The sequence below is a fragment of the Achromobacter insolitus genome (assembly GCF_002209555.1).
GTDB lineage: Bacteria > Pseudomonadota > Gammaproteobacteria > Burkholderiales > Burkholderiaceae_B > Achromobacter > Achromobacter insolitus.
On the sequence record NZ_NJIF01000003.1, the window covers coordinates 338,285 to 351,267 of the forward strand.

The 12,983-nt window shown below is 66.4% G+C and carries 7 protein-coding genes; 3 read left to right on the plus strand and 4 right to left on the minus strand.

The annotated features are described in order from the left end of the window. Positions 1-2 precede the first annotated feature (2 nt). Genes glgB through glgA form a run of 4 tightly spaced genes read right to left on the minus strand, consistent with a single transcriptional unit; the run spans position 3 to position 10,366 of the window. A complete protein-coding gene (gene glgB, locus CEY08_RS11785) occupies positions 3-2,201 on the minus strand; it encodes a 1,4-alpha-glucan branching protein GlgB (protein WP_076813547.1) in 2,199 nt (732 codons plus the stop codon). Continuing rightward, entirely contained in the window at positions 2,198-5,551 is a 3,354-nt protein-coding gene (treS, locus tag CEY08_RS11790; RefSeq protein ID WP_076813544.1) for a maltose alpha-D-glucosyltransferase, read from the minus strand. The genes glgB and treS overlap by 4 nt, the downstream gene beginning before the upstream one ends. An 18-nt stretch (positions 5,552-5,569) precedes the next feature. Next, positions 5,570-8,773 (minus strand): alpha-1,4-glucan--maltose-1-phosphate maltosyltransferase, encoded by a 3,204-nt coding sequence (locus CEY08_RS11795; protein WP_076813542.1) that lies wholly within the window; start codon positions 8,771-8,773, stop codon positions 5,570-5,572. A 24-nt stretch (positions 8,774-8,797) separates the two neighbouring features. Next, complete coding sequence (gene glgA, locus CEY08_RS11800) at positions 8,798-10,366, minus strand: glycogen synthase GlgA (RefSeq protein WP_076813540.1); 1,569 nt, start codon at positions 10,364-10,366, stop codon at positions 8,798-8,800. Positions 10,367-10,529: 163 nt separating this feature from the next. Here glgA and CEY08_RS11805 point away from each other — a divergent pair, with 163 nt between their 5' ends. The 3 genes from CEY08_RS11805 to CEY08_RS11815 are packed head-to-tail and all read left to right on the plus strand — an operon-like array spanning position 10,530 to position 12,953. Further along, positions 10,530-12,302, plus strand: a complete 1,773-nt coding sequence (locus CEY08_RS11805; RefSeq protein ID WP_076813537.1) for a thiamine pyrophosphate-requiring protein — start codon at positions 10,530-10,532, stop codon at positions 12,300-12,302. A gap of 58 nt (positions 12,303-12,360) precedes the next feature. Then, positions 12,361-12,618 carry a hypothetical protein gene (locus CEY08_RS11810; RefSeq protein WP_076813534.1) on the plus strand — a complete coding sequence of 86 codons (258 nt, stop codon included), beginning with the start codon at positions 12,361-12,363 and terminating at the stop codon, positions 12,616-12,618. Then, on the plus strand, positions 12,615-12,953 hold the full coding sequence (locus CEY08_RS11815) for an ElaB/YgaM/YqjD family protein (protein ID WP_076813532.1): 339 nt from the start codon (positions 12,615-12,617) through the stop codon (positions 12,951-12,953). Before CEY08_RS11810 ends, CEY08_RS11815 begins: the two co-directional genes overlap by 4 nt. Positions 12,954-12,983: the final 30 nt, after the last annotated feature.

Sequence of the window (12,983 nt, forward strand, 5' to 3'; positions counted from 1 at the left end):
GTTCAGCCTTCGTAAAGCAGGAAGAGGGTGGCCAAGGGCGGCAACGTCAGGGACAAGGCCTGGGGCTGGCCATGGGAAGCGCCTTCGCCGGTGCTGGCGCCGCCCTGGTTGCCTTGGCCCGATCCGCCGTAGTGCGTGGCGTCGGTGTTCAATTTCTCCGTCCAGCGTCCCGCGCGCGGGACGCCGATGCGGTAGTCGTGGCGCGCCACGGGCGTGAAGTTGGCGACGGCAAGCACATGATGGGATCCGTCGCTGCGGATGAAGGCGACCACGCTGTTGTCGCGGTCGTCCAGGATCGTCCAGGCGAAGCCCGCGGGATCGGCATCGCGGGCATGCAAAGCCGGCAGTGTGCGATACAGGCCGTTCAGGTCTGCGACCAGGCGCTGCACGCCCAGGTGGCCGGGATGGTCAAGCAGATTCCAGTCCAAAGGCACATCGTGATTCCATTCGCGGGGCTGGGCCATCTCGCCGCCCATGAACAGCAGCTTCTTGCCTGGATGGGCCCACATGAAGCCCAGATACGCGCGAAGGTTGGCGAGCCGGGCGGCAGCGTCGCCCGGCATCTTGCCCAGCAGCGAGCCTTTGCCGTGCACCACTTCGTCATGCGACAACGGCAGGATGAAGCGCTCGCTGTATGCATACACCATGCTGAAAGTGATGTCGTGATGGTGATGCTTGCGATGCACGGGATCCTCGGCAAGATAGCGCAGGGTGTCGTGCATCCAGCCCATGTTCCATTTGTAGTGAAAACCCAAGCCCCCGTCGGCGACCGGCGCGGTCACCCCCGGCCACGCGGTGGATTCCTCGGCCACCATGATCGCGTCCGGAACTTCCTGGCGCACGGTGGTGTTCAGCGCCTGCAGGAATTGCACCGCCTCCAGGTTCTCGCGGCCGCCGTAACGATTCGGTATCCATTGGCCTGGCTGGCGGCTGTAATCGCGATACAGCATGGAAGCCACGGCGTCTACTCTCAAACCATCCACGTGGAAGCGGCGCAGCCAATGCAGCGCGCTGGCGATCATGAAGGCCTGCACTTCCGTGCGCCCCAGGTTGTAGACCATGGTGTGCCAGTCCGGGTGGTAGCCTTCGCGCGGATCCTCATACTCGTACAGCGCGGTACCGTCGAAGCGGACGAGCCCGTGGGCATCGTCGGGGAAATGCGCGGGCACCCAGTCCAGGATGACGCCGATGCCGGCCCGGTGGCACTGGTCTACGAAGCGGGCGAACGCGGCGGGCGGGCCGTAGCGGGCCGCCGGCGCGAACATGCCCAAGGGTTGGTAGCCCCAGGAGCCGCCGAACGGATGCTCCATGACCGGCAGCAGTTCCACGTGGCTGAAACCCATGGCGCGGGCGTAGGCGGGCAGCTTGTCGGCCAGCCGGTCCCATACGCAGGCGCGGGACTCGGGCTCCTCCGGAAGCCAGGAACCCGCGTGCACTTCGTAGATGGACAGCGGCGCATCCGAAGACTGCCTGGCTTCACGGGCCGCCATCCAGCCCTGGTCTTCCCAGGGGTAGTCCGCGGGGTCGTCCACCACCGACGCCGTGGCTGGCGGCGCTTCGCTGCGCCGCGCCATGGGATCGGCCTTCAGCCGTTGATTGCCCGCGCGATCCGTGATGGCGAATTTATAGCGCTCGCCGGCCTGCACGCCGGGGATGAATATTTCCCACACGCCCGCGGCGTGCCGCAGCCGCATGCCGTGCCGGCGGCTGTCCCAGCCGTTGAAATCCCCTACGACAGCGACACGTTGGGCGTTGGGCGCCCATACCGCACAGCGCAGGCCCGCCACGCCGTCGACTTGCGTCAGTTGCGCGCCCAGGGCATCGCCCGCCGCTCGCCATGAGCCTTGCGCCAGCTGGGCCAGCGTCTCTTCCGGAAGCAGGGTGCCGAACGCAAAGGGATCGGCGGTAATCTGCTCGGCGCCGGGCCATCGGATCGCGAGTCGGTAAGAGCTTCCGTCGCCCGCACGCGCGTACGGCACGCGCCCCAGGAACAGGCCGTGGTCCTGCTCATGCAGCGCGGTGCGCCGACCCTCGGCATCCATTGCATCGACCCCCTGCGCGCCTGGCGCGTATACCCGAAGCGTTCCTTCATGCGGCCCCAGGATGGCGTAGGGGTCGCTATGCAGGCCGCAAGCCAGCGCGGCCAGTTCGGTGGGGTCGACGGCGCCGGAGGCGACAGCGGCGGACGTATCCTGGCTCATGATGGCGTGTCCTCATCGTCCAGCGCTGCCGTGAGCAGCAGGTTGCGCGCGAGCTCCGCCAGGGCGCAAAGCGGGATAGAAATCCAGTCGGGGCGGTGCGCGGCCTCGTAGCTCACTTCATAGGCGGCTTTCTCCAGTTGGGCGAGCGCCAGCAGCACGTCTTCATCTCCGGGCGGGATCAGCGCCGAGGCGCGAGCATCGCGGTAGCCCTGCAGGAAAGACTGGGAGGCGCTCTGGCGGAAACGCGACAACAGCGCGTCGCGCAGTTCGGCGGGACTGACGGCCGTTCCGGGCGTGTCGCCAGCGCCGGCATTGGCGTCCGTGGGCGCGCCGCCCAGGGAGTCGGCGCGGGCGACGGAGGCGGCGGCATAGTCAAACGAACGCAGCATGCCCGCAACGTCTTTGTAGGGCGAGGCCAATGCGCGGCGCGCCTGGACGCTATTGACGGGCTCGCCTTCGAAGTCGATGAGATAGGCGTCGGCCTGCGCGACCAACACTTGCCCAAGATGAAAGTCGCCATGCACCCGCAGGCACAAGGCTCCGGTTTCGGCTTGCGCCATGGCCGCCACGCGCGCCGCCAGCCGCTCGCGGTGTTCGAAATACCATTCAGCGCAGGCCCGCGAAGGCGCTTCCAGCTTGCCGAGATGCGCCCGCAGGTCCTTCTCCGCCCGTTCCAGCAGGCCCTGGATATGGCGCGTGCGCGCGTCGGCGTCCGCCTGGCTGGCGGGCCGTGGCTGGAAGTCGGGCTCGTCGGTGGGCTGCGCCAGCAGGTTGTGCATTTGCGCCAGGCGCTCGCCCATGGTGGCGGCCATGGCCGCGTAGCCCTGCAGATCCTGGACAAACTCGTCGGGGCTCTGATTCACGAGCACGGCATTGTCCAGCGTGCGTTTCAGCAGATCGAGCGTCCAGCTCCATGCGTCGCCTTCGTTGGCGACATAGCGATGCGCCACGGCCAGCGTGTGGACCACGCCATCGGCATCTTCGCGTTGCACCTCGCCCAGTAACGCCGGCATGTTTGCATAACCCGCGCGCGTCAGATAGCGCGTCATTTCAACCTCGGGCGAGCGGCCGGGCCTGACGGCGCGGATCAGCTTCAGTATGACCTGGCCATCGACGATGACCGAACTGTTGGATTGTTCGGCCGAGAGCCACTGCAGCTCGCCGTCCGGTGCGATCTCCATGGCGGCCAGACCTTCCTCGGGCAGGAAACGTATGACCCCGGGCTTGTCTCCGGGCTTGCCGCCGCTGCGGCCGTCGACCTCGCGGCCCGTTTTCAGGGCGTTGACCACGCCGCGCACGAACCCGGGTTGCAGGAAGGCGTCGGCCAGAATGCCGACCTCCGCTCCGCGGCGGACCCGGGCAATCGCGTATTGCACGGTGGCGGTCTCGTCCCACACCAGCACGAAGGGCGCCTGCGCGCGCAATCCATCGACGCCGTCCTCAGGCTCGATTTCAGCCCAGTAGTACTCGCCATCGGCCGAGGCAAACGGAGTGGCATAGGCCAGGCGTGCCCGGGCCGGAGTCTCCTTGCCCGGATACCAGCGCTGGCGCGCCAGATACTGGGGCAGTACCTCACGTTCCAGGGTGGAGCGGGAAGCATCGGTCAGCGCAGCCCCACCCTGGGCGCGCAATACCAATGTGGTCAATTCCGGCATCTGGGCCGGAGCGGTCGCATGCCAGTCGGGCGGAGCCGCTACGTTGCTCAGGTCCAGCCAATAGAATGCATAGGGCGGCAGGGTCAGCAGATACGGCAGTTCACCCACCGCCGGAAACGGCGTTCCGCCCAGCATTTCGACCGGCACGCGGCCGTTGAATTCCTGCAGCTGCAGTTCCACCGGTTGCGCAGCGTTGGACAGGTTGGCCACGCACAGAATGGTCGTTTCTTGCCATTGCCGCAGGTAGGCGAGAATCTTGCGGTTGCCGGCAAAAATGAACCTCAGCGCACCGCGTCCAAAAGCATGGCTCTGACGCCGCTGCGCCAGGAGCCGGCGCGTCCAGTTAAGCAGCGAATGCGGATCGCGCTGTTGCGCTTCAACGTTCACGGCTTCGTAGCCGTACAGGGGGCCCATGAGCACAGGCAAGGGCAGTTGTTCCGGATCCGCGCGCGAGAAGCCGCCATTGCGGTCCGGCGACCACTGCATCGGCGTGCGCACGCCGTCGCGATCGCCCAGGTGCACGTTATCGCCCATGCCCAGTTCATCGCCGTAATAGAGTACGGGCGTGCCGGGCATGGACAACAGCAGGCTGTTCATCAGCTCCACCCGGCGCCGGTCTCGTTCGAGCAGCGGCGCCAGTCGGCGCCGGATGCCCAGGTTGATGCGGGCGCGCGGATCCGCGGCGTAGACGTTCCACAAATAATCGCGTTCGCGGCTGGTGACCATTTCCAGCGTCAATTCATCGTGGTTGCGCAGGAATATGGCCCATTGGCAAGAGGCGGGAATATCCGGCGTCTGGCGCATGATGTCGATAATGGGGAAGCGGTCTTCCTGCGCGATCGCCATGTACATGCGCGGCATGAGCGGAAAGTGGAATGACATATGGCATTCGTCTCCCGCGCCGAAGTACTCCTGCGCATCCTCAGGCCATTGATTGGCCTCGGCCAGCAATAGCCGATTGGGATACTCGGCGTCGATCACGGCGCGGATCCGCTTGAGCACCTGGTGTGTCTCGGGCAGGTTCTCGTTGTTGGTGCCTTCGCGTTCGACGAGGTAGGGCACCGCGTCCAGGCGCAGCCCGTCCACACCCATGTCCAGCCAATAGCGCATCACGGCCAGCACTTCCTTCAGCACCTGCGGGTTGTCGTAGTTCAGGTCGGGCTGGTGGGAATAGAAGCGGTGCCAGAAATACGCGCCGGCTTCGGGATCCCAGGTCCAGTTCGACTTTTCGGTATCGCAGAAAATGACGCGCGTGCCGGCATAAGCCTTGTCGTTGTCCGACCAGACATAGAAGTTGCGCGCCGCGGAGCCGGGCCTGGACGCGCGGGCGCGGCGAAACCACGGGTGCTGGTCCGAGGTATGGTTGACCACCAGCTCGGTAATGACGCGCAGGCCGCGGGCGTGGGCCGCCCGTATCAGTTTGCGCACGTCCGCCACGGTGCCATAGTCCGGGTGCACGCCACGGTAGTCGGCGATGTCATAGCCGTCGTCGCGGCGCGGCGACGGATAGAAGGGCAATAGCCAGATCGTGTTGACGCCCAGGCTCGCGATGTAGTCGAGCTTGGCGATCAGGCCGGGCAGGTCGCCCACGCCGTCGCCGTTTGAATCGAAGAAGGACTTGACGTGCAGTTGATAGATGACTGCGTCCTTGTACCAGAGGTCGTCGTCCTGGATGGGCTGGGTTTCACTGATCATGGCAATGGGCGTGGGGCGTCATCCATGTAGCGACAGGCGCCACACGCGATAGGGTTGATCGGGATGCAGCGTGAGCTCGCGGATCTGGCCCTGCCAGGGCTCACTGCGTTCGGCCAGGAGGTCTTCGGCGACCAGCCGCCCTGTGTCGGCCTGGCCGAAGAGCCAGAACGGCGCTTCTATGCGCGCCGTCTGCGGCTGGAAAGGATCCAGGCTGATGGCTGCAAGAATGAAATTGCCGCGGCCGGGCGTGGACTTGCAGAATGCCAGCACACGGTCGTTACCGCTGCGGACCGCACTCAGGCCCCGGTGGCTCTGCAAGGCTGGGTTGGTGCGCCGGATCTGGTTCAAGCGGGTGATTTCCGAGCGGATGTTGCCCGGCCCAAACCAGTCGCGCTGACGCAATTCGTACTTCTCGGAGTCCAGGTATTCCTCTTTGCCGGGCAGAGCGGCCGCCTCGCACAGTTCGAAGCCGCTGTACATGCCCCACAGGCCTGATCCCAAGGCGGCCAGCGCCGCGCGGATCAGAAAGCCCGGCCTGCCGGAAGTCTGCAGAAAATAGGGATTGATATCCGGCGTGTTGACAAAGAAATGAGGCCGGAAGAAATCTGCCGCGGGCGGCGTGGATACTTCCTCGAGGTACGCTTCGAGTTCCGCCTTGTCGTTGCGCCAGGTGAAGTAGGTATAGGACTGGGTAAAGCCGATCTTCGCCAGCCGGTACATCATCTTGGGGCGGGTGAAGGCTTCGGACAGGAAGATCACGTCCGGATGCTGGGCATGGACCTCCGCGATCAGCCACTGCCAGAACGGCAGGGGCTTGGTATGGGGATTGTCGACCCGAAAGGTGCGCACGCCATGCTGCACCCAGAACAACACGACGTCCCGCAGCGCGCGCCAAAGGGTGAGCTTGCGGGCGCGGCGCGCGGCGGCGCCGTAGAAGGCGACGTTGACGATGTCCTGATATTTCTTGGGTGGATTCTCGGCATAGCGCAGGGAGCCGTCGGGCCGCCAGGAGAACCAATCGGGATGGCGTTGCAGCCAGGGGTGGTCCGGCGAGCACTGGATCGCGAAATCCAGGGCGACTTCCATGCCGTATCCGCGCGCGGCTTCCACCAGTCGGAGAAAGCCGTCCAGTCCGCCCAGCAGGGGTTCGATCGCGTCGTGCCCGCCTTCGGCGCCGCCAATGGCATACGGGCTGCCAACATCGTCCGGCTCCGCCCGCAAGCTGTTGTTGCGTCCTTTGCGGTTGCGCAACCCGATGGGGTGGATGGGCGGCAGATAGAGCACGTCGAATCCCATCTCGCGCACATCGGGCAGCCGCGCGATGACGTCGTCGAAGGTGCCGTGCTGGCCTGGCCGCGGCGATTGCGAGCGGGGAAAAAGCTCATACCAGCTGGCATGGCAGGCCTGGCGCCGATCCACCCAGAGCGGATAGGGGGCAGGGCTGACGTACTCGAACGGGCGATCGTCCAGCTCGCGCATGGTGTGCGCGAGTTCCTCGTCGAGCAGGGCAGCGATCTGCCGCGGCGTGGGCGGGCCGGATTCGGCGTCGTTTCCCTTGTTGAATTGCTGCAAGACATTGCGCACCGTCATGGCCCCGGGGTGCGAGGCGGTCCGCGCTCGCGCCAGCGCCGCCCGCAGCATCAGCAAGCCTTCCTGGACTTCCAGCCGGAGGTCCACCTGGGCCTGGTGCTTCACGTCCAGGTCGTGGCGGAATGTCTGCCAGGCATCCAGCCAGGCGTTGATGACGAACTCATGCGCGCCGATGCGGCGAGGACGGAACGAGGCCTCCCAACGGTCGTTCACGCCCCGTTCGAAGGGCACGGCGCGCCAGGAGTTTTCATCCGCCGCGCGCCAACGCAGCTCGGCGGCAAGCTGTTCGTGGCCGTCCATGTAAATATCAGCGCGTACCGTAATGCGTTCGTGCGGAATGCACTTGACGGGAAAAGCGCCGTTATCCACCGCGGGGCCGACCTGTTCGACGACAATGCGCTGGCTGGCCCCGCCGTCCATGCGGCGCGCGACAGGTCTCGCGGCCTCGCGCACGGGGTGCGTGGGTTCGAACAGGAACATGGCGCATCCCGCCGGCGGGATCGCATCGGCTGGTGCCAGCAAGCCGGCCGGCACGCCCTCGGGCAGAAATTCGGCGGGGGGCAGCAGCGGGGCCAGGGCATCCCAATCCACGCGCGCCTCGTCCGCGTCAGAGGGGTTGAGCGCCAGGACCGCGGTGCCGGCAGCACATTCGCGCAGCAACATGGTGCAATGGCCGTCACGTCCGCCTGCCAGGCGCAGCGGCCCGCGCAAGCCTGCCTGCGCGAACCAATGGTTGGCTGCATCGATGTCGGGCAGCCGGCTCTCATCGCTGTCGTCGAACATCAGGCCATCCGCGCACAAGGCCGCGGCCCATACGCCGCGTTTGTCCGAGGCAAGTTGCGGGGCATGCGGCGCCGTGCGCGCAGGCGAGGCGATTACGGGTGCCGTTGCGCGCAGCCGCGCGTCTTCCTCCGCCAACCATCCGGACTTGAAGTCCCACCATGGCATAGACGAGAACAGGGCGTCGAATCCCGCGCCGCGCAAGGCCGTCAACGATTCCGGCGTGAGGCCTGGGGCCCAGGCTATCAGTTGCGCGGCCGGGCGGCCTCGCCGCGCCGCCGCGGCAAGCGCCTGCCACGCCGCAGAGGGCAGGCATTGTGGCGACTGAAACGCGAAGCCCGCGGCGCCGTGCGCCGCCCAGCGCTGCAGCCGGTTGGCCCAGGCGTCGACAAATGCAGGCGGTGGGTCGCCGTGCCGCAAGTGCAGCACCTCGCGCGCTTCGGCGTTCATGCGAGGATCGCGCGCGGGATCTTCGGCCGCCGGTTGATACCAGCCGGGACCTATCGTGTCCGCGACGGCGTCAATGGCGCACCGGTCCAGCGCCAGATCCAGATATAGGGTCAGCCCGTGCTCGGCAAGCTGACCCGAGACATACCGAAGCCAATCCGTCATAGGGACTCGCTCGCCGGCGAGCAACGCCCGATCCGCATCCAGGGGCGCGAAAGAGGCGCCACCCGGCGCCACCAGCCAGGGCGCCTGTACCAGCACTGCGTTGAATCCGCGCCGGTGCAGGCGCGCGTAGAGCTCCGGCCCCAGGTCGCCGGCCGGGGCGGATGCGTTGCCGGCGGCCCCGCCATGGGCATGGTAGAGGCGCAAGGGAGCGTGAGGCTGGGCGGCTTGGGCTGGGGGCACCGGCGATTCCTCCTGTAGGCTTGCCTAGACGGCGGGCGCGGGTAGGGGGCCGCCTGAACGGTGACCCGCGCGCAGGGCGCCGGCGCCAGCCGGCACGTCGACCAGGGACGGGGCCCGGGTCCGGCGGCCGGGATCAATCAGCGAACGGTAGAGATCCGCATAAGGTCCCACGGCCGACCGCCAGCTGAAATCCGCGCTCATGGCATTGCGCTGCATGGTTCGCCAGAGCATCGCGTCCCCACGCAGGGCCAGGGCGCGGGAGATCGCGGCGCCCATGGCCGCGGGGTCGTCGCCGTCGAATAGCAGGCCATTGGCGCCGGCCATGGCGGACAGCGGCGCGCGCGGGCCCGGATCGTCGATCGTGTCGGCCATGCCGCCCACGCGGGACCCTATGGGAATCGATCCGTAGCGCATGGCATAGAGCGGCGTCAGGCCGAAGGGCTCGAAGCGGCTGCCGTGCAAAAGGATGTCGGAGCCCGCGTGCAGCCGGTGCGCCACCGCCTCGTCATAGCCGATGCGGGTGGCGCACCGGCCTGGATAGCGCGCGCTAAGCGCCTTCAGCGCATCCTCCAGCCGGCGGTCGCCTTGGCCCAGGATCGCAATTTGCAGATCGGGGTGCCTTTCCAGCGCTTCGGGCAGGGCCTGCACTGCAACGTCGGCCATCTTCTGTTCCGTCAACCGGCTTCCCATGGCCATGAGCGCGGCGTCGGCCTCCTCATGCAAACCGAATTCCCGTTGCAGGGCCGCCTTGCAGCGCGCCTTGCGGCTCAGGTCGCGCGCCGAGTACCGCAGGGATCCGAGGTGGGGATCGCGGACCGGATTCCACAGCAGATTGTCGATGCCATTGGGTATCGGCACCAGATCGGCGGCACGCCGCCGCAACAGGCCTTCCAGACCGCAACCGAAAGCGGGGGTCAGGATTTCCCGTGCATAGGTATGGCTGACGGTCGTGATGCGATCGGCGTAGCGGATCCCCGCCTTGAGGAAATTCAAGCGTCCCCACGCGCAGGCGCCCTCGTCATTGCAATAGCGTTCGGGTATGCCCAGGGAGGCTGCGCATTCCAGCGGGAACTGTCCCTGGAACGCCAGGTTGTGGATCGTCATGATGCTTTTGACGTCGCGCAGCCCGTACTCCCGCAACAGCAGCGGCACCAGCCCCGCATGCCAATCATGCACGTGCAGGAGATTGGGGCGCGCAACACCGGGAAGGCCGCCGGCCACGCGCACCGCGGCATGGGCCAGCGCCGCATAGCGCACCGCATTGTCCGCATGTTCGCAGCTGTTTTCGTCCAGGTAGATGCCGGGCCTGTCATAGAGCGCGTCGTTTTCCAGCAGCAGAAAGTCCAGTCCGGACTGGGGACAATGCCCAGCGAGAAGCTGGGCTTCGCCTCCCGGCAGGTTGTGCAACGGCGCAACCACCCGGACGCCCTCAAGGCGCTGCCGCACGCCGCGGTAGGCGGGAAGCAGCACTAACAATGGCAGGCCCGCTTCGCGCAGCGCGCGCGCCATGCCCGTGATCGCATCGCCCAGCCCACCTGTCTTGGCCAGGGGAAATGCTTCACCTGCCACTACCAGGGTTCGAATCTTCGCCATGCCAACTCCCTTTATGGGGCAGATCGTCAAGCGCGTCCGCCGTAGCGCATTCCTCCGCAAGCGCCGTGCCCGCTCCGGGTGCGCCGCAGACGCGCTGCGGGCGGGAATGCCATTTGCTGATTACGGCGTTCTGCGAATTGCGGGCGTACGTAGGGAGAATCGGATGAAAACAGTGGCGGACTTTGTGCTGGAGCGGCTATCCCAATGGGGAGTCAGGAGGATCTATGGCTATCCCGGGGACGGCATCAATGGCCTGATTGGCGCGTTCGGGCGCACCGAGGAGCCATTGACGTTCATCCAGGCCCGGCACGAAGAAGCGGCCGCATTCATGGCGTGCGCCCATGCCAAGTTCACGGGGCAGGCGGGCGTTTGCCTGGCGACCTCAGGCCCTGGCGCCATCCACTTGCTCAATGGCCTGTACGACGCCAAGCTCGATCATCAACCGGTGGTCGCCCTGGTTGGCCAACAGGCGCGCAGCGCCCTGGGCGGCGACTATCAGCAAGAGGTCGATCTGATCAGCCTCTTCAAGGACGTGGCGCATGATTACGTGCAGATGGCCACCACCGCGGAGCAGGCGCGCCACATGATCGACCGCGCCATGCGTATCGCCATGGAGCGCCGCAGCGTGACCTGCGTCATTTTTCCAAACGATGTGCAGGATTTGCCGGCGGTGGAAAAGCCCGCCCGGGAACATGGCAATGTCCCCACGGGCATCGGCGTGACATCGCATGCCGGGGTGCCCGGCGAAGCCGCGCTACGCAATGCCGCCGACATCCTGAACCAGGGCGAACGCGTGGCCATGCTGGTCGGGGCCGGCGCGCTTGACGCCGGCCCCGAGCTGCGCGAAACCGCCGAACGATTGGGCGCAGGCGTAGCCAAGGCGCTGCTGGGCAAGGCGGTCCTGCCTGACAGCCTGCCGTACGTCACCGGTTGTATCGGCTTGCTGGGGACGCAGCCCAGCTGGGACATGATGAACGAGTGCGACACCTTGCTGATGGTAGGCACGTCGTTTCCCTATTCGGAGTTCCTGCCGCCAGAGGGGCAGGCCAGGGCTGTGCAGATCGACCGCGATGGCCGCAAGCTCAGCCTGCGCTATCCCGTCGAGCTAGGCCTGGTCGGCGACAGCCGGCTGACCCTGCAGGCCCTGATTCCCTTGCTGCAGGCCAAGACCGCGCGCCGCTGGCGCGAACGCATCGAGGGCAAGGTCGCGAAGTGGCACGAAACCGTCACGGCACGCGCCATGGTGGACGCGCAGCCGCTGAATCCGCAGCGCCCCTTCCTGGAGCTGTCGCGACGGTTGCCGCCGCGTACCATTCTTACCTGCGATTCCGGGTCCGCCGCAAACTGGTATGCGCGCGACATTGCCATGCGTGAAGGAATGATGGGCTCGGTGTCGGGCGGACTGGCCACCATGGGCTGCGGCGTGCCTTATGCGCTCGCCGCCAAGTTGGCCCATCCCGACAGGCCCGTCATTGCGCTGGTCGGCGACGGCGCCATGCAGATGCTGGGCATGAACGAACTGATCACCATCGCCCATCGCTGGAAAGACTGGTCCAACCCGACTCTGGTCGTCATGGTGCTGAACAACGGAGACCTCAACCTGGTCACTTGGGAGCAGCGCGTCATGGGCGGCGATCCCCGCTTTGCGGCTTCGCAATGGCTGCCGGACTTCTCCTACGCGGAGTATGGCCGCTTGCTCGGCCTGGAAGGCATACGCGTGGACAGCGCGGATAAGGTCGGAGACGCCTGGGACCAGGCCCTGGCCGCGACACGCCCGGTGGTGCTGGAAATGGTGACCGACCCCGAGATGCCGCCCTTGCCACCCCATATCCCGCTCAAGCAGGTAGGGGCGTATTTCCAGGCGTTGCGCAAGGAAGAGGCCGCCGCAGGCGGCGCGGCCCTGCGCGCGACCCTCAAGCAATGGTGGGCGGGCTGACCCCGTGACCGCGGCGGTCCGCCCGCGCCGAATGCACTTTTCTCCAGGAGCACGTCACATGACCAAGACCACGCCTCCGACACCTGCCCAGCCTGGGGCGGACAAGCCAACGAGCCCGGAGCAGCACCCGGCGGAGCAGCCCAGGCCCGATCCTGCCGAGCAGGAAAAAGACCAACACGGCCGCTGGCCGCCAGACAGCCTGCCCAATCCCATGCCCGGACTGGATCCGCAGCAAACCCCCGGCATAGACAGGCTCGACGCGCCGCAGCTTGCGGCCGTTCCGAGCACCCGTTTTTTTCACCAGGAGCATCTATGAACAAGCACCACGGACTTCGAGACATGTTTCAACCGGCCGACAACTCCACCCGCACGATGCGCGAGCTGATCTCGGGAACGGAGGCGCTGCTGCGCAGCACCGCAAGCTATGGAGGATCCGAGATCGAGGCAGCGCGCGATACGCTCAAGCAACAACTGGAGGCAGCGCGCGAACACGCAAAGGGCTGGGAACGAGCAGCCTGGGACCGCGCCAGGCATGCGTCGCATGCCGCGGACGAATACGTGCATGAGAACGCATGGAAAAGCCTGGCTGGTGCCGCCCTGATCGGCGTGCTCGCGGGCGTGTGCCTCATGTCCGACCATTGGCGCCGTTGAGCGCCTAATCCTTTTTGCCCATTGATGATA